This is a genomic window from Streptomyces sp. NPDC031379 (assembly GCF_055569615.1).
Window position 1 is genome coordinate 60,176 of the sequence record NZ_JBVIIT010000020.1, and the last position, 23,991, is coordinate 84,166.

The following is a 23,991-nucleotide window of genomic DNA, read 5'->3' on the forward strand; positions in this document are numbered from 1 at the left end:
GGCCGCGTCGGGTAACGTCCTGGGACGCATGCCCAGGTCGTCGCGGATACGAGGAGCAAGGCACGTGGCCGGCCGAACGGACGGGGGCCCGGCGTCCCAGCAACGCCACGGCGGCGATGCCGGCCGGCAGCGCCGCGGCAGCGGCATGGACCAGCAACGTCACGGCGGTACCACCGGCCGGCAGCGCCTCGGTGGCGACACCGACTGGGCGCGGGAGCTGCTGGGCCATCTGCGTCCCGCCGGACGCGACCTCGACCGGCTCCTCGCCTGGCTCGCCCGGACCGCCTCCGCGTCGGTCTGTCTCCAGGATGCCGGCGGCACGCTGCTCGGCGGGGAGCGGATGCCGCTCGACACCGCGGTGGCCGCCGACGTCGCCGCCGGCCGGGTCTCCGCCGCGGCCCTGCAGGACGGCGCACGCCATGTGCGCCTGGTCGGGATACGGCCCCCCGGGCCCGGCGCGGCCGTAGGGGCCGTCCTGGCCGTCGCCCGTACCGCCCCCTTCGACCGGCACACCGCCGACGTCCTCGGCCACACCGCCGGAGTGCTGGAACTGCTGCTCAGGGAACGGGAGCTGGCCGACACCGGTCACCGGCTGCGGCGGGTCACGGCCGACCTGCGGCTGGCCATCCTGCAACTGCTGATGGTGGAGGACACCGTCTCCGCCCGCCGGGTCGCCGCCGGACTGTGGCCCGGCCTGCTGGAGCAGGACACCGCCCGCGTGTACGTCGTGGAGTGCGCCGCCGCCCGCGACCGGCTCGCCGACGCCTGTGTGGACGCCACCGACGGCCTGGCGCTCGTCGTGCGCTGTCCCGCGATGGACCAGCACGTCATCGTCGTCGGCCCCTCCGGCGAGGTGGAGGAGCGGCTGCGGTCCCTCGTCGCCGGCCGGCCGGACACCTATCTCGGCGGCAGCCCCCGGCAGCGCCTCGCGCTGACCGCCACCGCCTACACCCAGGCCGTCACCGCCCTCGCCGTGGCCCGCTTCCGGCCGGACCGGTCCGCCGTCTACGCCGAGCGCACCCGCCCGGAACGGCTCATGGACCCCAACGCCCTGCGGACCTGGTCCGCCGACGTGCTGCGCCCGCTCGACCGGCTGCCGCACCATGTGCGCGCCGAGCTGCTCGCCACCACCCGGCTGGGCCTGGAGTTCACCGCCGTGAACGCGGCCAAGGTGCTCGGCGTCAGCCGCAACACCGTCCGCGCCCGCATGGACCGGGTCGCGGCGCTCATCGGCGCGGACCTCTCCGCGCTGGCCGTCCGCGCCGTCGCCCGGTTCGCGCTCAACACCGAGGCGGCGAACGCCCTGTCGGACCCCGACGGCACGGCACCTCACCCGCCGGTCCCGGCCCGGCTCGCGGACCTGCTCGGTACGGGTGCGCTCCGCTCCTGGGCCGAGGGGCTCCTGGGCCGCCTCGACGAGGACGGCCGGGACCTGCGCGGCACCCTGCGCGCCTGGATCGCCGCCGACGCCAACGCCGAACGCGCCGCGGGCGCACGCGGCGTGCACGCCCAGACCGTACGGGAGCACGTCCGGGCCGCCGAACCCGTCCTGGAGCGCCGACTGCTGACCGGCGGCACCGACCTGTACGAGGTGGTCCTCGCCCATCTGATCACCGGTGAACTGGCCGCACCCGCGCTCGGCCCGCAGAACCCGGACCAACCGGACTCACCTGTGCACCGGTGAGTGCCGTGCGGGCCGTGCCGGGCACCGGTGCGCTACCCCGCGCCCGGTACCGCACGTACCTTCGGCAGTCCGCGGGGCACGACCGGAACGGGGGACCGGTCGGGGCCCCGCGGACCGCCTCGGCCGGCCGGGCCGTCGCCTCACCTGGCCGCCGGCTCGGCCGGCAGGTCGAAGACGTGCGCCGGAGAGACGATCTTCGTGATCTCCTGGCCGAACAGCGTGCTGGGCTCCTGGTCGTCGTGGTCGATGTCGGTGTTGAGGACCACCACGACGGTGGTCCTCGTCTGCGGGAGGTAGATGGTCAGGGACTCGTAGCCGGGCAGCGAGCCGTTGTGGCCGATCCACCCCTGTACGTCGAAGATGCCCAGCCCGTACCCGGCGCCCGGGATCGGCGTCGCCGGGGTGATGAGCCGCTGCCTCTGGGTGTCGGGGCTGATCATGCGCTTCCCGTCCGGCAGTTCGCCGGTGGCGACGGTGGGCGCCCAGACGCGCAGGTCGTCCAGCGTCGAGATCATCGCTCCGGCGGCCCACCCCCAGGAGGGGTTCCAGCCGGCCGTCTCGGCGACCTTCCCGTCGGCCGTCTGGTCGGTGTAGCCCTGCGCATGGGGCCTCGGGAACTCGCTGCCCGTCGGCAAGAGCGTGTTCTTCATTCCGGCCGGGTCGAGGATGTGCTGCCTGAGGTAGTCCCCGAGGGGCTGACCGCTCTCCCTCTCCACCACCAGGCCGAGCAGGATCAGGTTCGTGTTGGAGTAGGAGAACTTCTGCCCCGGCTCGAAGAGCACCGGATGCCTGAAGGAGTAGTCGAGCAGCTGCTGCGGCGTGAACGGGCGCCGGGGATCGGATGTCAGGGCCTTGAAGAAGTCCTCGTCCTCGGAGTAGTTGAACAGCCCGCTGCGCATGCCGGCCAGCTGGCGCAGCGTGATCCGGTCGCCGTTCGGGACGCCGTCGACGTACTTGCCGATGGGATCGTCGAGGCCGACCTTGCCCTGGTCCACCAGCTGCAGCAGCGCGGTCACGGTGAACGTCTTGGTCTCGCTGCCGATGCGCGTGTACAGGTCCGGCGTCATCTTCCGGCCGCTCACCTTGTCGGCGACACCGTACGAGCGGACGTAACTGGGCTGCCCCGGGGTCCAGATGCCGACGGTCACGCCGGGCACGTTCGCCTCGAGCATCACGCGCCGTATCGATGCGTCGAGTTGGCGGGCCACGTCGGGGGTGAGGGCGCGGACGTCCGACTCCGAGGGGGAGGGACTGGGCGACACGGTGGCGAACGCGGCCGGTACGGAGGCGGGTACGGCCCCCGCGGCGATCGGTGCCAGCAGCGTTCCCGCCGTCACGGCGACCAAGGTCCCCCTGCGCAGACGTGCCGATGGATGCGACATGGGCTGACTCCCAGCACGTGGGACAAGACCGTGCGACGAGCGGACGCCGGAGCCCGGACCTTCCCAGCATAGGAGCGCCCGTCCCGCCGTGCCCGTCGGACCGCAGCGGCCTGACGGAACGCTCGTCCGGAGGGCACGGCGCACCGCCCGGGCGACGGCGTGTCACGAGCGTCGCCCCGGCATGAACGGCTCGGACCAAAACGAGCGCCTGACCGGGCTCGCCGGGCGGATCGGACGTGTCGGGTGGACCGGGCCGGGGGGTCCGTCACGCCCGGCTCGTCGTGGAGTGGCGGGCGCAGGGCGTACCGTCCCCGCCGAACCGGACCTGCTGTGGCCCCCTTTCCCCGGGCTCGCCCTGCGTACGCGAGCCGAGTCCGAGCGCACCCGACCGGCTACCGCCCGCACAGCGGCGCCAGGACGGCCAGGGCGCCGTTGGCCTCTCGCAGTGCTTCCTCGAGGGTGCCGGGAGCGTGCAGCGCGCCGGTGCCGTCGGGCGGCACGAGCCACTCCATGGAGCGGGCGGGCCGGTAGGGCGGCGGTACGGCGACCCAGGACCCCTTGCCGACGTACCGCAGCCCGGCGCCCACCCAGCCCCCGGACGGATCCGGCGGCAGGAAGAACCCCACCCGGCCCGCCGCGGTGTCCACCAGGGTCGGGCCCGGTACCGGCAGCGAGGGCCGCCACAACAGATCCAGCGTGAGCAGTCCCAGCCGCTCGGGAACGCTCAGCACGTCCCAGAAGCGGCCCGCCTCCAGCAGCGCGATGCCCTCCCCGTGGTCCCACTCCCATTTGCAGGAGCGCGGGTCGGCCGCCGCCGCGGCCAGCCACTCCACGCCCCGCATCCACATCGTGTTCGTCATGCACTGCTCCGGATGTCCTCGCTCGCCTGCTCTGGGCGCAGGGAACGGCCGAGACCGGGCACTCCGTGCGCCTGCACACCAACCCGGCATATGCATGCTCGTAGATATTTCTACCTGGCGGAAGGGGTGGCGCGGCCTGGCGTTTGAGGCGGGGTGTTCGAACTCCGCTTGCTGGTTCGTCAGTTGAGGAAGAGGGGATGCGTCACTCTTCCGGTCGCCGGGCGCTCACCTCGCAATCGATTCGTTCGTCCGGACGACTGTTTCGCGCGTTGTCTCTTGAGAGTGTCGCTGTTCCAGTCGTACAGTCACGGCATTCGTCATCGTCCGGAGCGAGGTACTCCATGGACCGCACGCGTCTGCACGCCCTCCTGGCCCGCGAGAGCGCCGAGGCCGAACGCCGCAACCCGCGTTCCCGTGCTGCCTACGCGCGGGCCGACCACCTCTTCGGCCGTGTGCCGATGACCTGGATGAACAAGACGGCCGGTGCCTTCCCCCGCTATCTCGCCGGAGCCCGCGGCGCCCGGGTCACGGACGTCGACGGGCACGAGTACATCGACTTCTGCCTCGGCGACACCGGAGCGATGGCCGGCCACTCACCGGCCCCGGTCACCGAGGCGGTGCAGCGGCGGTACGCCGAACTGGGCGGGGCCACCGCCATGCTGCCCACGGAGGACGCCGAGTGGGTCGGCGCCGAGCTGACCCGCCGGTTCGGCCTGGCCCGCTGGAGCTTCTCACTCACCGCGACGGACGCCAACCGCTGGGCGATCCGGCTCGCCCGGGCCGTCACCGGCCGCCCGAAGATCCTCGTGAACAGCTACTGCTACCACGGCAGCGTGGACGAGTCGCTGATCGTCGTCGGCCCGGACGGCGAAGGCACCGCACGCCCCGGCAACGTCGGCGCGCCCTGCGACGTGACCCTGACCAGCCGGGTCGCCGAGTTCAACGACCTCCCCGGACTGGAGCGCGAGCTGGCCCACGGTGATGTCGCCGCCGTCCTCATGGAGCCCGCCCTCACCAACATCGGCATCGTGCTGCCGGAGCCCGGCCACCTCGCCGGCGTCCGCGAGCTGACCAGGCGGTACGGCACCCTGCTCATCAACGACGAGACCCACACCTTCTCCGCCGGCCCCGGCGGCTGCACGGCCGCGTGGGGCCTCGAGCCCGACCTGCTGACCATAGGCAAGGCGATCGGCGGCGGCATCCCGGCCGGTGCCTACGGGCTCTCCGCCGAGCTGGCCGAGCGGCTGCTGGCCCGCACCGACCTCGACCTGGTCGACATGGGCGGCGTCGGCGGCACCCTGGCCGGCAACGCGCTGTCGGTCGCCGCGACCCGGGCCACCCTGGAGCATGTCCTCACCGACGACGCGTTCGCCCGGATGGCCACGCTCTCCGAGCGCTTCGAGGCGGGGGTGCGGGCCGGTATCCAGGAGCACGGACTGCCCTGGTCCGTCAGCAGGCTCGGCGCCCGTACCGAGTACCGCTTCCTCTCCCCGGCGCCGCGCACCGGCACCGAGTCCGCGGCGGCCTCCGACGAGGAGGTGGAGGACTTCCTCCACCTCTACCTCGCCAACCGGGGGATCCTGCTGACCCCGTTCCACAACATGGCGCTCATGTGCCCCGACACCACCGAGCGGGACGTCGACACCCACACCGAGGTCTTCGCCGCCGCCCTCGCCGAACTGCTCGGCTGAGGCACGCAGTCGGCCGAAGCCGGTACGAGAAGACGGTACGAAAGGAAACCCGTGGACGAGATCGACCGGGCCATCCTGCGCGAGCTGCAGACCGACGGCCGCATCGCCTACGCCGACCTCGGTCCGAAGGTCGGCCTCTCCGCCTCGGCGGCCCGCCAGCGGCTGCAACGGCTGCTGGACTCCAAGGCCGTCCAGGTGGTCGGCGTCACCGACCCGATGGCCATGGGCGGGCAGGCGATGGCCCTGCTCGGCATCGCCGTGGACGGCGATCCCCGCGGCGTCGCCGACGCCCTCGCCGAACGCCCCGAGGTCGTCTACTCGGTGCTGACCTCGGGCGGATTCGACCTGTTCGCGGAGGTGGTGGCCGCCGGCCCGAAGGCCCTGCTGGACTTCGTCAACGACGTGGTCCGCCCCGTCGAGGGCGTCCGCGAGATCCAGTCCTTCCCCTATTTCGGCATCCACACCCACCGCTTCCTGTGGGACGTGGGCTGACGCGGCCCGGCGGCCTCAGACGACCGGCGCCTCGGGCGTCAGCACCAGCATGGCGGCGTCGTCCCGGACCTCGTAGCGCAGCCGCAGCAGGTCCTCCCAGACCGCGCCGGGCAGCTCGGCGGAGGCCGTGCCGGTCAAGGTGGCCAGCCGCTCCGTCAGCGGGTAGAAGGTGTCGCCGGCGTCCCGGGCCTCCCACACGCCGTCGGAGGCCAGGAACAACCGGTCGCCCGGACCGAGCGCCACGGTGATCTCCTTCGGCGGATCGACGCCCACCAGCCCGAGCCCCAGCGGCGGGCCGGGCGCGACGGTCACCTCGCGGGCGTGTCCCTCGCGCAGCAGGACGGGCGCCGGATGCCCGCAGGCCACCACCTGCACCGCACACGCGTCCGGCGAGAACTCCAGCAGCACCCCGGTGGCGAACAGCTCCGCGTGGCGCACCCCCGCCGAGTCGACCCCCAGCCTGCGGTCCATCCGCGCCGCCACCGACTCCAGGCCGGGCTGGTCCAGCGCCGCCTCCCGGAACGCCCCCAGCAGCGACACCACCGTGGCGAGCGCCTGCAGTCCGTGCCCCTGCACATCGCCCATCACCACCCGCACGCCGAACGGCCCCTGCCGCACGTCGAAGAAGTCGCCGCCGACCAGCGTCCCGTCCTGTGCGGCCCGGTAGAAGCCCGCGCACCGCACGCGCCCGACCCGCTCGGGCAGCGGCGGCATGACGGCCCGCTGCACGGCCTCGCCGATCGCCCGTTCCGTGTTCAGCTGGGCGTCCCGGTGGCTGCGTACATAGGACACGAACACACTCAGCAGGGCCACGAACATGATGGTGAGCAGATCGGTGTTGCCGGGGCGGTTCAGATGAGTGGTGGGGAGATTCAGCACCACGATCACCCCCACGCCGAGGACCGCGGTCGCCAGCGGCCCGTAGGACAGCACCGCCAGCGGCGGAATCGCCCCCAGCAGGAAACCGAGGTCGCTCGCGTGGGGAGTGACCAGAGACGCCGTGGTCACCGCCGCGAGCAACAGCACGGGCAGCACCCGCACCCACCACGGCGGTGGCGCGCCCCGCAACCAGCCGCGATCCTCCCGGCGCCCACGCGACGCCCCGCCGCGCCCCGATTTCACATCCCCACGCTACGCCGCCGGACACCGGCGGGCCTCCTCCCGGACGCTCCGGGCGCGGGGCCGGGAAACCGGACGCTCCGGGCGCGGGGCCGGGAAATACGGTGGACGCCCGATCGACGACCGGCATAGTGTCTGACCGCACGCCCGAGACCGACGGAAGGAGGCGAGTGTCATGGCCACTGTCATCATGCGCTCCCCCCTCCCCGTCGCCCGGGTGTGCCACGCCTGACCGGGAGCGCGCACGCAAGCCGTATCCCGGAGGATCCGTGACCGACCTGGTCATCCGCACGCTCGACGAGAGCAGTGCGCACCTTTTCGACACCATGCCCGACCCGCTGGGCTTCCGCGAGAAGCACCGGCGGACGCGCTTCCGCCCCGACTGGCAGCGCGTCGCCCTGCGCGACGGCCGCACCGTGGCCCGCGCGGCCTGGTGGGGCCGGCCCGAGGACACCGAGCCGCTTCTGATCAACTGGTTCGACGTCGCCGAGGGCGAGGAGGAGGCCGGAGCCGAACTCCTGCGGACCGCGCCCTGGCAGCCCGACGAGATCGACCTCGACCTGCCCCCCGGCTGGCGCGACACCCCGCAGCAGCGGGCCGCCCTCCACACACGCGATGCCGCCGCGCGCAAAGCCCGCTACCAACCGCTCGTGGAGCGCTTCATCTACCGATGGACCACGGACCAGGGCCTGCCCGAGCGGCCCGGACGCCTCGTCTTCGGCGCTGAACCGGACGACGCCGTCTTCTTCGACCTGCTGCGCCGCATCCACTCCGTCACCCTCGACGCCCACGCCCGCCGGGCCATCGAGCAGGGCGGAGTGGACAAAGCCGCACAGGAGGAGATCGACATCTTCCACTGGATGCCGTCGCCGCGGACCTGGTGGCAGATCGCCCGCACACCCGAGGGCGAGCCGGTCGGCATCCACATCCCCGCCCGCAATCCCTCCGGACCGTGCATCGGCTTCATCGGCGTGGTGCCCGAGCAGCGCGGCCACGGCTACGCCTACGACCTGCTCGCCGAGTGCACCCATTTCCTCGTCGAACAAGGCGCCGGGTTCATCGCCGCCGCCACCGACCAGGGCAACTTCCCGATGGCCGCGCACTTCACCAAGGCGGGCTACCCGGTTGTACGGGAACGCATCAACTACTGGGCGGTCCGCACCCACGAGGCCGGGTGACGTGCTGATGGTGCGGTGATCGACAGCCGGCCGCACCGGCCACACAGGTGACCGGGCGCCGGGGCACGGGCCCCGGCGCCCGTGTCCCGGGGGAAGGGCGCCGGCGCTCGTGCACGCCTAGTCCGCTTCGCCCGCCAGCCGGGCCTGCGCCGCCGACAGGATCTCCGTGACGCGCAGGCCGAAAGCGGCGTCACAGGCGTGCGGGCGGCCCGTGCGGGCGGCCTTCACCAGGGCGTCGGTGGCACGGGTGAGCGCGGGGACCGCCCCCTCGGAACTACCCGGCAGGAGCGACACCCCCGCCTCGCCCCTGAGTTCCACATCGGCTCCGGCCGCCGCGGGCGGGGCCGTCAGGCTCAGCGTGAGGGTGCTCGACGCGCCGGTGGCGTGGTCGAGGACGAGGTGGACGGTGTCCGCGGGACCGTGCGCGGCCGCCACGACCTGCCGGACGTCACCGAGCACCGGCAGCAGCACCGACAGGGCGTGGGGGCCGACGTCCCACAGCGCGCCCTTCTCCCGACGCCACGGCGAGGCCGCGAACGGGCTGTCGGTCGTGAAGGCCGCACCCAGCCACTGCGCCCGCGCCGTGAACCAGCCCGACACCGCGGCCTGTTCCTCGATCCAGGCCTCCGGCTCCTTCTGGAAGCGGGCGGTGAAGAAGACCACCGACGCCACACCGGAGCGCTCCACCGCCTCCGCGACGGCCCGGCCCTCGGCGACCGAAACCGCCAGCGGCTTGTCCAGCAGCAGATGGCGACCCGCCCGTGCCGCGCGCACCGCCAACTCCGCCTGCACGGACGGCGGCAGGGCCACCGCCACCGCGTCCACGTCGGCCAGCAGCGCGTCGACGTCGGCATAGGCGGCGACGCCGTACTGCTCCGCCAGCTCGGTGGCCGCCTCCGGCCGCCGCCCCCACACCCCGGCGAACTCCACGCCGGTGTGCCCGGCGAGAGCGGGAGCGTACGCCGACCGGGCCCACGGGCCCGTTCCCAGCAGTCCGATGCGCATGTCGCGTTCCTTCCTCCGAGCCGTTCCCCGCACCCTCACGATGCTGCGCTCCGATCGCCCCGCACACACGTGCCGCCTGTGTCCCCCGGCCCCCCGAGCCAGTCGGCGATGGTGGCGGCGATGGGCTGTCCGGTGTCCATCTCGACGAACCCGAACTGGCCGGACTGGTTGCACTCCAGGAACCACCAGATCCCGTCGGCGTCCTCCGCGAAGTCGAAGGCGCCGTAGGCCAGTTCGGCGTCTCTCAGATAGCGCAGCACACCCTCGGCGATCCGCGGGGGCACGTCCGCGGGCACCCAGGGGGAGACGGAAGGGGCGAAGCGGACGTCCACGTCGTCCGGATGGGCGTCCGGGTCGGCGGGCTTGCGCGCGGCCAGCAGCGTGTCGCCGACGACGGTGAGCCGGATGTCGGCCCGCTTGCCGACCCGCCGCTGCAACAGCGTGGGACCGAAGGCCACCGCCGCGAAGTCGGCGTCCGGGGCGACACGGCTGGTCGGCACCGCACGCGGCGGCTCCTGCGGATGCGCGCCGGAGACCGGCTTGACCACCAGGTCCGGGAAACGCTCAGCGAACTCCCGTGCGGCCTGCGGGAACGTGGTGATCAGCGTGGCCGGCACCGGCAGCCCGCTGCGCTGGGCGAGGTGCAGCTGCCAGGGCTTGTGGCGGGCGCGGCGGGCCGCGTCCGGGTGGTTCATCCAGCGCGCGTCGGTGGCGCGCAGCATGCCGTACAGCGCCTGCGACGACTCCTCCGTCAGCCAGGCGGACGGCTGGGCCGCGCGGGCGGCCGCGTCGCCGGGTCTGCGCACCCAGATGGAGCGCAGGCCGTTCATGCTCACCAGGCGTCCGCCGACGGACAGATGTCCACGGCAGGCGCCCCGCACGTACTCGGCCGACAGCGCCACCCCGTTGGTGAGATCGGCGGGGTCGAGCCGGACGACGGGCACGCCGGCCTCGCCCAGCCGGAGGACCACCATGTCCGCCGTCACGTCCTCTTCGCTGGTCAGGATGAGCACGGTCATCTTCCGAAGCCCGTGGTTCAGTCGTCGAAGTGCGTCTTGGAGCCGGCGGTCGACGTCGTCGTTCCGAGTGCTCTCAAGGTCGCGTGGTCGGTGGCGGCGATCCGTCCGTCCGGGAGGACGTTCAACTGCAGTCCGGAGTCGTACGAGTACGGAGTGGTGACGTCCAACTGCACTGCCGGGCGTGCGTAGTTGAGCGTGAACGGTTGCATGGTCTCTCCCTGATTCGGCTTTCACGTCCTTATACGAATCGAACGGGTGATTGGTTTCCTCACGCTGCGTGACCATGGCGCGGAAATCGGCCTCTACGGTGCCGGAGTGCCGGATGTCACAGTCGACGACACGCAAGGCGCGGACGGGCCGGTGACGCCGAGTCACCTCGCGAGTGCGTCCCGCGCAGCCGCCAGGGCCTGCTGCACGTATCCGTGCCCGAACAGCACCACGTGCACCAGCAGCGGAAAGAGCTGGTGCGCCCCGACCCGGTCCCGCCAGCCGTCGGCCAGGGGCGCCGCCTCCTGGTACCCGTCGAGCACCCGGTCCAGGTGCGGGCAGCCGAACAACCGGAGCATGGCCAGGTCGGTCTCCCGGTGGCCGCCGTGCGCGGCCGGGTCGATGAGCCGGACCTCGCCGTCGGCGCCCCACAGCACGTTCCCGTTCCACAGATCGCCGTGCAGCCGCGCGGGCCGCTCGGCGGCCCCCGCCAGCTCCGGCAGTCGTGCGCAGGCCCGCTCGATCACGGCGGCCTCGGCCGGGCGGAGCGTGCCGCGGTCGACCGCGGCACGCACGTACGGCAGCACGCGGTGCTCGGCGTACCAGCCGGGCCACTCGGTCCCCGGCGCGTTGCGCATCGGGGCGAGGCCGATGTACGCGTCCTCGGGGCCGCCGGGCGGCGGTGCCCCGAAGTGGGGTGCGCCGGCGGCGTGCAGTGTGGCCAGCGCCTGGCCGAAACGCGACGCCGCCTCAGGGTCGGGACGCCCGGTCGGCACCCGCTCGGTCACCATCCAGCGCTCGTCGTGACCGAGCACCGCCGGCACCGCCACCGCCTCCGCCGCGGCCAGCCAGCGCAGACCTGCCACCTCGGCGCGTACCGCCCCGGGAGCGTCGCCACGCTTGACCATCACCGGCGTCCCGCCGTCGAGCGTCACTTCGGCGGGCCACCCGGACGCCGGCCGGGCATCGGTGACCGGGCGTCCGGTGAGCCGGGACGCCACCTTTCCTGGATCCTCGTCTCGGTCGACCACGGCCCAAGGGTACGACCCGCAACAAGGGCGCACCGTCGGGTGCTTCAACGATTACTACGACTGTTTTCAGCCAAACCCCTGTAGTTACTACCCGTGCTGATCCCGTACGACTAGCGTGAGCACGCCGCAGCGCCACACCAGGGGCACCGGGCCCCGCCGGGACTTGCGCGCGGCGGAGGATCTCCCCCGTGACCACAGCATCCGTGCTGATGGCCGACGTCTTCGAAGTCCAGCCGTACACCCCCCACTGCGAGGTCATCCTCGGCGAGGGCGCACACGCCGTCATCGGTGTGTCCCCGGGCAACAGCTACTTTTCCGCCCGACGCCTGCACGACCTCGCCCGCTGGGGACTGGACCACTTCGACAGGGTCGACTTCGTCTACACCGACCTGTACGTGGCCGAGATGTACGCGGCTTCCGGCTATCCGCCCGACGAGGCGCGCCGCAAGGCCGTGAAGAACCTGCGCGGTGTACGCGCCAAGGTCCGTGACGCGGTGTCGGCGGCCGACCCCGAGGGCCTGCGGCTGGACTGGCATCCGATGTCGGAATTCCGTACCAACCCCGCCTACCAGGAGATCCACCGGCAGCTGACGGCGCGACTGGCGTCCGACGGTGCCTTCCGGGCCGTCTGCGACGCTCTGGTGAATCGTTTCCTCGCGGCGCGTGGCGAGACACCGACCGAGCGGCAACGGGCCGTGTGCCTGGAGTACGTGTGTGCCGAGGCGCCGCTGTTCCTGGACACCCCGGCGATCCTGAAGGTGCCCTCCTCGCTCAACTGCTACCACCAACTACTGCCGATGGCCGAGCTGTTGTACTCCCGCGGGGCCGGCCTGCGCGCCTCCCGCAACCAGGGCCACGCCGTCGTCACTCCCGCCGCCCTGGAAGGAGCCGCGCCATGACCGCCGCCCCCGGTGTCCGCGCCGACCACCCGCCCCTGCTCGACTTCCCCTTCTCCTGGGACGGCACCCGCGTGCCCGCCGAGGTCGAGGCGCTGCGCGCCACCGCCCCCGTGCGGCGCGTGCGGACCATCGCCGGCGACGAGGCGTGGCTGGTGTCCTCGTACGAGCTGTGCCGGCAGGTACTCCAGGACGACCGGTTCTCCCTCAAGGACACCTCCGCCCCGGGAGTGCCCCGGCAGTACGCGCTCACGATCCCGCCCGAGGTCGTCAACAACATGGGCAACATCACCGGAGCCGGGCTGCGTCGCGCGGTGATGAAGGCGCTCAGCCCCAAGGCGCCCGGCCTGATGGAGTGGATGCGCCAGGAGGCCCACCGTCTGGTGGACCTGATGGTCGCCGACGGCCCGACGGCCGACCTGCGCGGGGCGTTCTGCGAGCCGTACTCGGCGAATACGCACTGCCGGATCCTCGGCATCCCGCAGAGCGAGGCCCCGGCCTTCCTGCGCAGCCTCGACATCGCCTTCATGAACTCCGCCTGCCCGATCACCGGCGCCCGGATCAACTGGGACCGGGACATCGCGCGGATGACGGCCCTGCTCGACGATCCGGCCACCCACGGCCTGCTGGGCGAACTCGCCGCCCTGCGCGACGACCCGGACTACGCGCACCTGACCGACGAGATGATGGCCACCGTCGGCGTCACCCTGTTCGGTGCCGGCGTGATCTCCACCTCGGGCTTCCTCGCCATGGCCCTGGTCCACCTGCTCATCCACCCCGCCGCCCGCGACCTCCTCAGGGACCGGCCCGACCTGATCGGCCCCGGCGTGGAGGAGCTGTTGCGGGTCAACCTCTCCATCGGCGACGCGCTGCCCCGCATCGCCCTGGAGGACGCCCGGCTCGGCGATGCCGAGGTGCGACGGGGCGAACTCGTGCTGGTGCTGGTCGAGGGCGCCAACCTCGACCCGGAGAAGTTCCCCGACCCGCACCGCTTCGACCCGCACCGCGACAACACCGCCGACCATCTCTCCTTCGGCGGCGGCGCCCACTACTGTCCCGCGACCGGGCTCGGCCGTACCCACGCCCGCATCGCCCTGGAGGTCCTGCTCGACCGGATGCCGGAGCTGACGCTCGCCGTACCCCCCGGCCAACTGGTGTGGCGCACCGGCTTCATGAAACGCCTCCCGGAGCGGCTACCGGTGGCCTGGTAGCCCCGGCGTCCCCTTCCCCGGAGGACGTCCCCGCCCCTGTGCCCAGGGTGCGTTCACGGGGAGGGCGCACGGTGCCGTCGCCGGCCGTCGGGGTGTCCTCCGGAGGAGGGCGCAGGGTTCGGCGGGCGTATGCGGTGTTGCCGTCGCCGGCCGTCCGGGTGGGTGCCTGGGTCCGCCGGGGTGGCGCGGTGCCGTCGCCGCCCGTAGCGGTGTGTTCGCCGGGAGAGGGGATCGGGTTCGGGGGGCGGTGCCGTCAGTGGTCGACGGGGTGGGGCCTTCGGGTCAGGCCCACCGGGTTGCCGGGCGGTAGCAGGCCCGCGGACTCGACGGTGTGGGCCAGGGGCTCCAGCAGCTGGGCCAGGCGGGCGGTGCGGTCGGCGCCGAGCGCGGTCCACGGTCCCTCGGCCGCCGCGTCGGTCAGCGCCTCCACCTCCGTCCGCAGGGCCGAGCCGGCCGGGGTGAGCGACCCGTCCGCGGCGAGCAGGCCGCGCTCACGCAGCCGTGACTCGGCCGCCGCCCAGTCCGCCTGCTCCCACTTCCGCGTCTCGCGCAGAAACCGCCCGTCGGACTCACCGGCCGCCGCCTTGAGCACCATGGCGTCGACCGGCCCGAGCCCCTGGCTCACCAGCACCGCGACATGCCCGTCCCCCCGGTGCTCGCGCAGAGTGGTGAGGCCCTGCCACAGACGCGCGGCGGGCCGCTCCGGGCGCTCCAGCGCCTGGTTGGCGGCGGCCAGCACCCGGCCCGGGGTGGCCGCGGCCGCCGCGGCCCGCCATGCGAGGTCCGCGGCCTCGGCGAACCCGGCCGAGCCGACGACGTCCGCCCCGAACAGGCGGGTCATCGCCGCGTCCATGGCCTCCAGACGCGCCGCCAGCACTTCCGCCGGAGCCGCGTACCCCCAGGCGTCCGGCAGCGCCCGGCTCACCCGGTCGGGGTGGAAGACGTAGAAGGAGCCGGTCACCACGGACGGGGAGACCGCACCGAGCGGCGCGGCCCGCAACGCGAAGTACCCCATCCAGAAACCGCGCATCCCCAGCGTGTCCGCCGCCCGGTGCGCCTCCGGCGCGAAGTACACGAGGTCGTGCACCGGCTCGTACCGCTCCCACAGGGCCCGCGCCATCCCGTCCGCCACCGCTTCCTCCCACCACGTCCGCCTGCCGTGCCGTCGGGCACCAGCCTGCGCTATGACAGCGGTCATAACAAGGGGGGTTCGATGTGCCGTCGGTCGCCCTCGGGGAGGCGAGGCGTGCGCCGGCCGCCAGGGTCAGGACACGGCCCCGGCCCGCTCCACGGCCGGCTCCGGTGCCCGCCGGACGCGATCCCGCCGCTGTGCCCGGCGCACCGCGGACGGTGCCAGGAGCCCCGTCACGGCGAAGAGGGCGCCGACGACGTACCAGCCCGGCCGTCCCCACTCGATGCAGAGGGTGATCAGCAGTGCCGGACCGAACGCCTCGGCCAGCCCGGCGCCCAGCCCGAACACGCCGAGGTACTGGCCCGTGGCGTGGTCCGGGGCGAGCGCGAACGACACCTCGAATCCGGCGGCCGCGTGCCACAACTCCCCGACGGTGTGCACCACCACCGCGACGACGAGCACCACGGCCGCGGCCCACCCGGGGATCCCCGCCGACAGCGGGATCAGCGCGCACGCGGCGAGGAAGGCGAACCCCGCCCGGCGGTAGGCGCGACCGCCGGCCCCTGGGGAGTCGACCCCGCGCCCGGCCCGCACCTGAAGGGCGATCACCATCACGGTGCCGGTCAGCATGGTGCCCGAGATCATCCAGTGCGGCGCGGACGTGGCACCGACCAGCCACAGCGGGACGGCGACGGTGAGCACCTTGAACTGGACGGCCATCACGCCGTCCAGGGCGGTGAGCAGGAGGTAGCGGTGGTCGCGCAGGGCGATCCAGCGCGGGCCGTCGGGCGCGGGCGAGGGCGCCACCGGCGGCAGCAGGGCGAGGACGGCCGCCGAGGCCGCACAGCACAGCGCCAGTCCGGCCACCAGCACCTGGTAGGCGGTGTGGGTGCCCACCTGCACGGCGCAGCCCGCCAGCAGGGCGCCCACCGATACACCGACGTTCGTCACCGCACGCAGGTAGCCGCGGAACTCCTGCGGCCGGGAGCCGCCGTAGTGCCGGACGAGCGGGCTGCGCGCGGCCACCCCCGCCCCCTTGGCGCCCATGGCGGCCGACACCACGAGCACGAACGACCAGAAGCCGTGCGCCAGCGTGAAGGCGGCCGTCGCCAGGGCCTGCGCCACCAGCGTGGCCGCGTAGACGCCCCGCGCCCCACGCCGGTCCGCGAGATGGCCGACGGAGATGCCCATCGCCAGCGCGAAGCACCCGGCGATGCCGAGGCCGAGACCGACCTGACCGGCGGGCAGGTGCACGGCCTCGGTGAAGTACAGCACTCCGGCGGTCAGATACAGGCCGCTGCCGATGGTGAACACGAGGTTCGAGGCGGCGAGGACGCGCTGCGGACCGGTGTCCGGCAGAAGTCGAGGCATGGCGGGGCTCCGCATCCCGAGAGGGAGAAGTAAGGACTGCCCCAGCTTGTTGCTTATTACTCGCAAGAGCAAGTGGTTTGCGCCGATCCCGGAGGGCCGTCCGACGCGCACGCCGATTCGCCCGGACGAGGGGGAGCGGGGGCGGCTCACTGGGTCAGACGGGTGGTGCGGTGCCCCGGCTGGGCGGCTCGGATGGTGGGAGCCAGGTCCCTCACTGACGGTGGTTCATGTCGGGGCCGGGTCTGTCCAGCTGATGAGGTATCCGCTGCCCGGTCGCGTCGGAAGGACATCACTATGCGTTCTGCCCGCATGCTTCTGGCCGCGGCGGCCGCCGGTGCCGCCATCGCCATCGCCACGCCGGGCGCCGCGCTCGCCTCCCACGGCGGCGACGACGGAGGCCGTGACGACTCCTCATACAGCCGGGACTCCGACAGCGACCGCGACGAGGGATCCGGCAAGGACCACGACAAGGATTACGGCAAGGAGCGCGACGACGACGGCGGGCGCGACGCGCCGCGCGGCGGAATGCACACGGGTGGCGGAGCGCTCGCCGCGGTGCCGCGCAGCGACGACTGGGGCTCGGGTTCCGGCTCCGGCTCGGGTCGCGACGACAGCCGGTTCGACCCCGAGAGCTACAAGGACAAGGGGCGCGACGGCGGCGGCAAGGACGAGTGGGGCGACGACGAGGAGAAGGAGAAGCCGCGGGGCGGCATGCACACCGGCGGCGGCGCGCTCGCCGCTCCCGGTGTCACCGCGGGCGGCCTGGCCGTGCTCGCCGTAGGCGCCACCGGCATGTACGCACTGCGCCGCAAGAAGGCCGCCGCGCCCGCGTCCTGACGGGGCGACACGTTCCAGGGGCTGCGGGCGCCGTCGGCGCGCCCTGCGTGTCGGCGGCCCGCGCCCCCTGCGAGCCGCCCGGTACGCCGGTTCCGGCACCCCGCCTCCTGCCCTGATCCCCGTGCTGCCGTGCCCGAGTGAGGTGATGCCCGATGGCAGCAGTCCCGTCCTCCCCGGCCCCCGCCGAACCGGCACCGCGCGAGCCGGAGTCCGGCCGCGGTGGGCGGCTGGCGCTGTGGGGCGTGGCGATCGTCGTTCTCGCCGCCGGCGTGTTCGGCGGCCACCACGGGTCCGGCGACGCGTCGGGCGCCCCCCGCGCCCCGGGCGCGAGCGCCGCCGTACAGACCGAACCGCACCAGGCCGACGACGCGCTGCCCCGCTCCGCACCCACCCGCCTGCTCATCCCCAAGATCTTGGTGGACGCACCGTTCACCTCCCTGGAGATCGGCGCCTCGGGCCAGCTCCAGCCGCCGCCCGCGGATGACACCAACCTCGTCGGCTGGTACGCCAAGGGCGCCTCGCCCGGCGAGCGGGGCACCTCGATCATCGCCGGGCACGTCGACACGGCGACCTCTGCCGCCGTCTTCGCCGACCTCGACCGGCTCGAGAGCGGCGACAGGTTCTCCGTGGAACGCGCCGACGGGCGGACCGCGGAGTTCGTGGTCGACAGCTCCGAGTTCTTCCCGAAGGACGACTTCCCCAGCAAGCGCGTGTACGCCGACGGGACACGCCCCGAGGTCCGGCTGATCACGTGCGCCGGTGACTACGACCACTCGGTGCGGGACTACACCGAGAACCTGGTGGTCTTCGCCCATCTGGCGTGATCCGGCCGGTACGGCCCGGTCGCATGTGCCCACAGGGGCCGCCGCGCGGTTCAGCGGGCCGTGGACTCGCGGGCGATCACGGAGAAGGGGCCGACGAACTCCTCCTGTTCGGCCGGAACGCCCTGGCGGCCCATCCGCGCGACCAGGAGGGCGACCGCCCGCTCGGCCATCAGGTCGTGGTCCGGGTCCACCGTGGACAGCGAGGGGACGAGGAACGCGCTCTCGTCGACGTTGTCGAAACCGATCACCTTGACCTGTTCCGGCACCCGCACCCCCGCGTCGGCCAGGCCGCGCAGCACCCCCGTCGCCACGGTGTCGGTCACACAGAACACACCGTCGAAGTCCAGCCCGTCGGCCACCATCTCCCGTGCCTGCCGGGCGGCCGCCGCCATGGTGAGCGCCGGCAGGCTCCGCACCAGCCCGGGGTCCGCGGACAGGCCGGCGGCCCGCAGCGCCTGGAGGTAGCCGGTGTGCCGGAGGCTGGAGACGTCGACCTCGCCGCACACCAGGGCCACGCGCCGGCAGCCCCGCTCGATCAGGTGCCGGGTGGCGGCGGCGAAGGCCTCCACGTTGGGCATGGCGACATGGTCCACGGGACCGCCGAAGATCCGCTCGCCGAGGATGACCACCGGGTGGTCCACCTCGAGCGCCTCGACGTCGGCCTGCCCCATGCCGACCGTGCTGAGGATGAGCCCGTCGTAGAGCCGGTTACGGGACTGGGACAGCGCGGCCAGCTCGTTCTCGCGGCGGGCCCCGGTCTGCTCGATGCCGACCCGGAGACCGTGCCGGGCGGCCGCGGTGATGATGGCGGCGGCCAGTCGGCCGTAGTAGGGGCGGTTCACCTCCGGGACCGCGAGGCCGATGGTCCCGGTGGGGCCCTTGCGGAGGTTGCGGGCGGCGACGTCGACCCGGTAGTCGAGCCGGGCCATCGCCTCCAGGACGCGTTCCCGGGTGGCGGGGCGGACATGGGGGGCGAGATCCTTTGTATCGATAGAAAGTCGCATCGAGGCACGGGTGCGTCAAGGGGGGCGGGAGCCTGGAGCGCTTGCGCTCCCGTCCCGAACACCCACTTTTTTGTGGGTACTTGGCAGCCCCGCCCCGTCGGGAGAGGCTGTTCCACGAGGTCAGGGGCCCACCGGGACGGGACGGAGGTGACAGTGGGCGTGGCTCAGGATGCCGCTTCGCGCGCCGCCTCGCGCTCGCGGAGCCGTTCCAGACGGCGGTGGCCCCAGTCGGACACGGGGCCCAGGGCGTCGGCGAGATCGCGGCCGAAGCCGGTCAGCGAGTACACGGTCTTCGGCGGCAGCACGTCGTGCACCTCCCGGTGCACCAGGCCGTCCTCCTCCATCTCGCGCAGCGCCTGAGTCAGTACCTTCTCGCTCAGCCCCGGCAGCCGGCGGCGCAGTGCGCCGGGCCGGTGCGGGCCGGACTCCAGCACCCACAGCAGGGACGTCTTCCACTTGCCGTCGATCACCGCGATCGCGGCGGTCACTCCGCAGACGTCGGGGTCCTGGGCACGGCTGCGCGTCATCGGCGACCTCTTCGTTTCTCCACCGGCCGTTCGGCCGTTCTTCCTTCGCACCTTCAGGAGTTCGAACATGTCCACATCCGCGAATCTTCCTGCCGTCACCGTGCTCGGCCTCGGTCCGATGGGCCGCTCGCTCGCCGGCGCCTTCCTGAAGGCGGGGCTGCGCACCACGGTCTGGAACCGCACGCCCGGCAAGGACGGCGAGCTGACCGGGCAGGGGGCGGCCGGCGCCGGATCGGCCGAGGAGGCCGTCGCCGCCGGTGACGTGATCGTCGTCTGCGTGGTGAACTACGACGCCGCCGACGCCGTCCTGCGGCGCGACCCCGTCGCCCGTGCGCTGAAGGGCCGCACCGTGGTGAACCTGACCGCCGACACCCCGGACCGCGCCCGCGACACGGGGGAGTGGGCGGCCGCGCACGGCATCGGCTACCTGGACGGCGCGATCATGACCCCGGCCCCCAGCATCGGCACACCGGAGGCCGTCTTCCTGCACAGCGGACCGAAGGCCCTCTACGAGGAGCACCGGTCCGTGCTGGAGGCGCTGGGCGGGACGCACACCCACCTGGGCGAGGAGATCGGGCGTGCCGCCACCTTCGACATCGCCCTGCTCGACATCTTCTGGACCGCGATGGGCGGCTACGCGCACGCCGTGGCGGTCGCCCGGGCCGAAGGCGTCACCGCCCGGGAACTGGCCCCCTTCGCCCAGGGCATCGGCGCGATCCTGCCGCCGCTCTTCGAGGAGTTCGCGGAGGACGCCGACAGCGGCACTTACTCCGGGGAGATCAATCCCATCACCTCGGCCGTCTCGACCATGGCCCATGTCGTCGCGGTCTCCGAGGCCCACGGCATCGACGCCGGCGTCATGCGGGCGGTGGAGGGCATGGCCCGGCGCGTCATCGGCCTCGGCCACGGCACGGACGGCTTCATCCGCGTCGCGGAGGTACTGGGCCGCCACTGAGGGGCGGCGGCCGGGGTCGACGGGCGTCGCCGGGAAGGGCGGTCGGGCGGCTCGATGCGCCGGGGTGGTGAGTCCCGGTGCCGGCGGCCCGGCCGGCCTCGGTGCCGGTGCGCCGCGCGCGTTCTCCGGCGCGCGTTCGCCCCGGCGCATCGGCGTTCCGGCGTTCCGGCGTTCCGGTGTAATGGCACACCGGTGCGCGTGCGCGGCGGGTGGGTGCGCGCAGGACGGCGGACCCGTGACTTGTGCGGGCGGGGGCACAATGGAACGCTTCGGTCCGCCGGGCGCGACCAGGGTCGGCGGTGGCTGTGAGCACCGGTTTCACGAGTGGCGCGCGCTCGGGGGACCGGTCGTGGGACGGAACGGGGAGTGGACGGATGGAGCTGGAGCTTCGGCACCTGCGGGTGCTGTGCGCGATCGCCGACGCGGGCAGCGTGGGCCGCGCCGCCGCGCAGCTCGGGTATTCGCAGCCGGCCGTCAGCACCCAGCTGCGGCGCATCGAGCGCCACCTGGGCGAGCCGCTCTTCGAACGCGGCACGAGCGGGGTGCGGCCGACCCGCTACGGCGCCGAGGTGGTCGCCCAGGCCCGTGACGTCCTGGCCCGAGCCGACGCCATCGGGCACCGCCCGGCGGCCGAGCGCCCCCGCCGTACCCTGCGCGTGGCCGCGACCAACTCGCCCATGCTGTCCGGCACCGCCTCCCGCGTCCGCACCCGGCTGCCGGAACTGACCCTGGCGGTCCACAGCGTCTACGCCTCCTCGCGGATCGTGGAACTCCTGGAGGAGGGCACGGCGGACATCGCCATCGCCGCCGACTATCCGGGCATGGAGCTGCGCCACTCGAGCGCCGTGCGCCACCGTGGCATCGTCACCGAGCCGACCTTCGTCGCCCTGCCCTCCCGGCACCGGCTCCGGCAGTCCCCCCAGGTCCAGCTCGCGGATCTGGCCGAGGACGCGTGGTTCGTGACCCCGGACGACGGCGCCGGCTGGCCCGGGGTGTTCTACGACGCCTGCGAGAGCGCGGGCTTCACCCCGGTCACCGTGCACGAGTTCCTCGGCGACCAGACCCAGCTGCAGAGCATGATCGCCGACGGCCTCGGCGTGTCGCTCGTGCAGCCGACGCTGCGGCCGATCCCGCACGTCGTCGTGAAGCCCCTGGCCGGCTCCCCGTTGTGGTGCCGCTATGTACTGGCCTGGCGGCCCGGGGCCGTCACCGACGACGTGGTGGAGACGGTTCTCCAGTCCGCCACGGCCGCGTACCGCGATCTCGTCGCCCAGGCTCCGCACCTGCGGAGCTGGGCCTCGCGGACCTGGAGCGCGGCCGGGGCGTAGGGGCCATGGCACGGCCGTGCCGCGATGTTATGAGCGGTGTGTGTCATGTGCTATGTCACACACCATTGTTGGGGCGGGTGGCGCACTGGGACAGTGCCTCACACGCCTCAACACCCCACCGAGGCGCATCCCTTCGTGGAGGAACCCCAGATGCGCTATCGCTTCGCGCTGCCCGGGCGCGGGTCCGGCCGGACGGCCAGACGTACGGCCGGCGCCGCCGCCGTCTGCGTCACCCTGGCCGGCCTGCTGTCCACCCCCGCGCTGGCAGCACCCCAGCAGCACCCCGGCAGGCCCTCGGCCGCACCCCGGCAGGCCGCGCCCCCGCCGTCGCCCACCGGTGCGGCGACCACGGCCACCGAGCGCCCCACGAGCCCGTCCCGGCGCCTCAGCCCGGCCCAGCTTCCGCCCCGGGCACCGACACTGACGCGCCCGCACCGTGTCCACCGCGACGCCACGGCGGCCTCCTGCACCCCGGCCGACTTCGGCGGCCGCAGCGGATCCGCCCTCGTCTCCTTCGTGAAGGCCTCGTCCCCGGACTGCGTCAACACGCTCTTCCAGGTCATGGGCAAGGACGCGCACGACGTCTTCCGCGAGGCCCAGATGCTGACCGTGGCGAAGGCGTTCCGGAGCACCGCGGGCCAGTACCGCGGTGACAACTCCGGCAGCCTGGAGCAGCTGGTCCTGTTCCTGCGCGCCGGCTACTACGTGCAGTTCAACCACTCCGGTGACGTGGGCGCGTACACCTCCCGGCTCACCACCGCCGTCACCGACGGCCTCGACACGTTCTTCGCCCGTTCCCACTCGCGTGACGTCAGCGCGGCCAACGGCGACATCCTCGGCGAGACGGTCATCCTCACCGACAGCGCCGACCAGCAGGGCCGCTACCTGTACGTCTACCGGCGGCTGCTGAACGGCTACGACAGCTCCTACGACTCCGTCGACAGCATGGTCAGGGCGGTCAACGACGTCTACACACCGCTGTGGCGAGGCAACTGGAACCCGGCGTACGTGAAGGCGGTCGAGGCCGACCCGCGCATCATCGACACCCTGTACGACTTCGCGCTGGCCCACACGGACCGGCTCGGTACGAATCTGGCCTTCCTGGACTCCAACGCCGGGATGAACGTGGCCCGTTACGTCGAACATCCGGAACTGCGCGACACCATACGCCCGTTGGCCAAGGACCTGCTGGACGAGACGGAGATCGCCGGTCCGACGGCCGGTCTCTGGGTGGCCGTGGCCACGCAGGCGAACTACTACGACGGCGCCAACTGCTCGTACTACGACGCCTGCGACCTGCCGGACAAGCTCACCGGGGCCGTGCTGCCCACGACCCACCGCTGCGACGCGTACGTCACCATCCGCGCCCAGGCCCTGACCGCGGCCGACTTCGACGCGGCCTGTGCGAGCGTCCTGCGCCAGGACGCCTTCTTCCGTTCCCTGGTGAAGGCCGACGGCCCGGTGCCCGGCCAGTACGTCTCGACGATCCGGCTCGTGGTCTTCGCCAGCCGCGCCGACTACCAGACCTACGCGGGCGCCATCTACGGCATCAGCACCGACAACGGCGGCATGACCCTCGAGGGCGACCCGTCCGACCCGGCCAACCAGGCCACCTCGATCATGTACCAGAAGGACTACGACGACGGCTTCGTGGCCCGGATCTGGAACCTCAACCACGAGTACACGCACTTCCTGGACGCCCGCGACGACATGAAGGGCGACTTCACCCGGCAGACCTCCGTGCCGGACGTCTGGTGGATCGAGGGCCTCGCCGAGTACGTCTCCTACGGCTACCGGGGCCTCGTCGACGAGCAGGCGGTCCAGGAGGCCGGGAAGCACACGTACCGGCTCAGCACCCTGTTCGAGAACACGTACGACAACAGCGACGTGACGCGCACCTACCCGTGGGGCTACCTCGCCGTGCGCTACATGGCGGAGAACCACCCCGACGACATCCAGCGCGTGCTCGCCCGCTTCCGCGTCGGCGACTACGCCGGCGGATACGCCGTCTACCACGACGGCATCGGCACCCGCTACGACGCCGACTTCGACCAGTGGCTCACGGCGTGCGCCGCGGGCGCGTGCGCCAGGCCGGTGAAGGCCTGACCGTACGCGACCCCAGCCGGGGGGGGGGGGGGGGGGGGGGGGAGGGGGGGGGGGGGGGTGGGGGGGGGGGGAGAGGGGGGGGGGGGGGGGGTGGGGGTGGGGGGGGGGGGGCCCCCCAAGAGACGGGGGGAA

Annotated in this window: 22 protein-coding genes; 11 read left to right on the forward strand and 11 right to left on the reverse strand. The window is 73.2% G+C overall.

Features of this window, described 5'->3' with window-relative positions:
• Nucleotides 1-145 precede the first annotated feature (145 nt).
• The gene (locus ACZ5CW_RS26995) at nucleotides 146-1,684 is read left to right on the forward strand and encodes a helix-turn-helix domain-containing protein (protein ID WP_468605953.1); all 1,539 of its coding nucleotides are present in this window, start codon (nucleotides 146-148) and stop codon (nucleotides 1,682-1,684) included.
• Between the two features lie 140 nt (nucleotides 1,685-1,824).
• Here ACZ5CW_RS26995 and ACZ5CW_RS27000 read toward each other — a convergent pair whose 3' ends face one another.
• On the reverse strand, nucleotides 1,825-3,066 hold the full coding sequence (locus ACZ5CW_RS27000; RefSeq protein ID WP_468605701.1) for a serine hydrolase domain-containing protein: 1,242 nt from the start codon (nucleotides 3,064-3,066) through the stop codon (nucleotides 1,825-1,827).
• Nucleotides 3,067-3,458: 392 nt separating this feature from the next.
• Complete coding sequence (locus ACZ5CW_RS27005) at nucleotides 3,459-3,926, reverse strand: hypothetical protein (protein ID WP_468605703.1); 468 nt, start codon at nucleotides 3,924-3,926, stop codon at nucleotides 3,459-3,461.
• Nucleotides 3,927-4,267: 341 nt separating this feature from the next.
• Between ACZ5CW_RS27005 and ACZ5CW_RS27010 the strand changes: the two genes are divergently transcribed.
• Both ACZ5CW_RS27010 and ACZ5CW_RS27015 read left to right on the forward strand, forming a co-directional pair.
• A complete protein-coding gene (locus tag ACZ5CW_RS27010) occupies nucleotides 4,268-5,617 on the forward strand; it encodes a transaminase (protein ID WP_468605705.1) in 1,350 nt (449 codons plus the stop codon).
• Nucleotides 5,618-5,668: 51 nt separating this feature from the next.
• Nucleotides 5,669-6,109, forward strand: coding sequence for an Lrp/AsnC family transcriptional regulator (locus ACZ5CW_RS27015; protein WP_468605707.1), 441 nt, complete (start codon nucleotides 5,669-5,671; stop codon nucleotides 6,107-6,109).
• A 15-nt stretch (nucleotides 6,110-6,124) separates the two neighbouring features.
• On the opposite strand, the gene ACZ5CW_RS27020 is transcribed toward ACZ5CW_RS27015, so the two are convergent.
• Nucleotides 6,125-7,177, reverse strand: a complete 1,053-nt coding sequence (locus tag ACZ5CW_RS27020; RefSeq protein WP_468605709.1) for a PP2C family protein-serine/threonine phosphatase — start codon at nucleotides 7,175-7,177, stop codon at nucleotides 6,125-6,127.
• Nucleotides 7,178-7,497: 320 nt separating this feature from the next.
• On the opposite strand from ACZ5CW_RS27020, the gene ACZ5CW_RS27025 reads away from it, so the two are divergent.
• Nucleotides 7,498-8,406, forward strand: a complete 909-nt coding sequence (locus ACZ5CW_RS27025; RefSeq protein ID WP_468605711.1) for a GNAT family N-acetyltransferase — start codon at nucleotides 7,498-7,500, stop codon at nucleotides 8,404-8,406.
• 117 nt (nucleotides 8,407-8,523) lie between these two features.
• Here ACZ5CW_RS27025 and ACZ5CW_RS27030 read toward each other — a convergent pair whose 3' ends face one another.
• The 4 genes from ACZ5CW_RS27030 to ACZ5CW_RS27045 all read right to left on the reverse strand — a co-directional run bounded on the left by ACZ5CW_RS27030 (nucleotide 8,524) and on the right by ACZ5CW_RS27045 (nucleotide 11,638).
• The gene (locus ACZ5CW_RS27030) at nucleotides 8,524-9,411 is read right to left on the reverse strand and encodes a Gfo/Idh/MocA family protein (RefSeq protein ID WP_468605713.1); all 888 of its coding nucleotides are present in this window, start codon (nucleotides 9,409-9,411) and stop codon (nucleotides 8,524-8,526) included.
• A gap of 35 nt (nucleotides 9,412-9,446) precedes the next feature.
• Nucleotides 9,447-10,430 carry an ATP-grasp ribosomal peptide maturase gene (tgmB, locus tag ACZ5CW_RS27035; protein ID WP_468605715.1) on the reverse strand — a complete coding sequence of 328 codons (984 nt, stop codon included), beginning with the start codon at nucleotides 10,428-10,430 and terminating at the stop codon, nucleotides 9,447-9,449.
• Nucleotides 10,431-10,447: 17 nt separating this feature from the next.
• Nucleotides 10,448-10,639, reverse strand: coding sequence for a putative ATP-grasp-modified RiPP (tgmA, locus tag ACZ5CW_RS27040; RefSeq protein ID WP_468437637.1), 192 nt, complete (start codon nucleotides 10,637-10,639; stop codon nucleotides 10,448-10,450).
• Between the two features lie 162 nt (nucleotides 10,640-10,801).
• Nucleotides 10,802-11,638: a fructosamine kinase family protein gene (locus ACZ5CW_RS27045; protein WP_468605955.1), complete on the reverse strand. Its 837-nt coding sequence runs from the start codon at nucleotides 11,636-11,638 to the stop codon at nucleotides 10,802-10,804.
• Nucleotides 11,639-11,856: 218 nt separating this feature from the next.
• Here ACZ5CW_RS27045 and ACZ5CW_RS27050 point away from each other — a divergent pair, with 218 nt between their 5' ends.
• On the forward strand, nucleotides 11,857-12,567 hold the full coding sequence (locus tag ACZ5CW_RS27050; protein WP_468605717.1) for a cyclodityrosine synthase: 711 nt from the start codon (nucleotides 11,857-11,859) through the stop codon (nucleotides 12,565-12,567).
• Nucleotides 12,564-13,775: a cytochrome P450 gene (locus ACZ5CW_RS27055; protein WP_468605719.1), complete on the forward strand. Its 1,212-nt coding sequence runs from the start codon at nucleotides 12,564-12,566 to the stop codon at nucleotides 13,773-13,775. The genes ACZ5CW_RS27050 and ACZ5CW_RS27055 overlap by 4 nt, the downstream gene beginning before the upstream one ends.
• Nucleotides 13,776-14,028: 253 nt before the next feature.
• On the opposite strand, the gene ACZ5CW_RS27060 is transcribed toward ACZ5CW_RS27055, so the two are convergent.
• Complete coding sequence (locus ACZ5CW_RS27060) at nucleotides 14,029-14,907, reverse strand: SCO6745 family protein (RefSeq protein ID WP_468605957.1); 879 nt, start codon at nucleotides 14,905-14,907, stop codon at nucleotides 14,029-14,031.
• Between the two features lie 132 nt (nucleotides 14,908-15,039).
• The gene (locus tag ACZ5CW_RS27065; protein ID WP_468605721.1) at nucleotides 15,040-16,278 is read right to left on the reverse strand and encodes an MFS transporter; all 1,239 of its coding nucleotides are present in this window, start codon (nucleotides 16,276-16,278) and stop codon (nucleotides 15,040-15,042) included.
• A 294-nt stretch (nucleotides 16,279-16,572) separates the two neighbouring features.
• Between ACZ5CW_RS27065 and ACZ5CW_RS27070 the strand changes: the two genes are divergently transcribed.
• Both ACZ5CW_RS27070 and ACZ5CW_RS27075 read left to right on the forward strand, forming a co-directional pair.
• A complete protein-coding gene (locus ACZ5CW_RS27070) occupies nucleotides 16,573-17,115 on the forward strand; it encodes a hypothetical protein (protein ID WP_468605723.1) in 543 nt (180 codons plus the stop codon).
• A 152-nt stretch (nucleotides 17,116-17,267) separates the two neighbouring features.
• A complete protein-coding gene (locus tag ACZ5CW_RS27075) occupies nucleotides 17,268-17,939 on the forward strand; it encodes a class F sortase (protein ID WP_468605725.1) in 672 nt (223 codons plus the stop codon).
• 50 nt (nucleotides 17,940-17,989) lie between these two features.
• Here the strand turns inward: ACZ5CW_RS27075 and ACZ5CW_RS27080 are convergent, their stop codons facing one another.
• Together ACZ5CW_RS27080 and ACZ5CW_RS27085 are read right to left on the reverse strand one after the other, a co-directional pair.
• Nucleotides 17,990-18,943 (reverse strand): LacI family DNA-binding transcriptional regulator, encoded by a 954-nt coding sequence (locus ACZ5CW_RS27080; protein ID WP_468605727.1) that lies wholly within the window; start codon nucleotides 18,941-18,943, stop codon nucleotides 17,990-17,992.
• Nucleotides 18,944-19,107: 164 nt separating this feature from the next.
• Nucleotides 19,108-19,470: a winged helix-turn-helix transcriptional regulator gene (locus tag ACZ5CW_RS27085; protein WP_468605729.1), complete on the reverse strand. Its 363-nt coding sequence runs from the start codon at nucleotides 19,468-19,470 to the stop codon at nucleotides 19,108-19,110.
• 67 nt (nucleotides 19,471-19,537) lie between these two features.
• Between ACZ5CW_RS27085 and ACZ5CW_RS27090 the strand changes: the two genes are divergently transcribed.
• The 3 genes from ACZ5CW_RS27090 (at nucleotide 19,538) to ACZ5CW_RS27100 (ending at nucleotide 23,859) form a co-directional block, all read left to right on the forward strand.
• Nucleotides 19,538-20,425 carry an NAD(P)-dependent oxidoreductase gene (locus ACZ5CW_RS27090; protein WP_468605731.1) on the forward strand — a complete coding sequence of 296 codons (888 nt, stop codon included), beginning with the start codon at nucleotides 19,538-19,540 and terminating at the stop codon, nucleotides 20,423-20,425.
• Nucleotides 20,426-20,799: 374 nt separating this feature from the next.
• On the forward strand, nucleotides 20,800-21,753 hold the full coding sequence (locus ACZ5CW_RS27095) for a LysR family transcriptional regulator (RefSeq protein WP_468605733.1): 954 nt from the start codon (nucleotides 20,800-20,802) through the stop codon (nucleotides 21,751-21,753).
• Between the two features lie 150 nt (nucleotides 21,754-21,903).
• Nucleotides 21,904-23,859 (forward strand): collagenase, encoded by a 1,956-nt coding sequence (locus ACZ5CW_RS27100; RefSeq protein ID WP_468605735.1) that lies wholly within the window; start codon nucleotides 21,904-21,906, stop codon nucleotides 23,857-23,859.
• Nucleotides 23,860-23,991 lie beyond the last annotated feature (132 nt).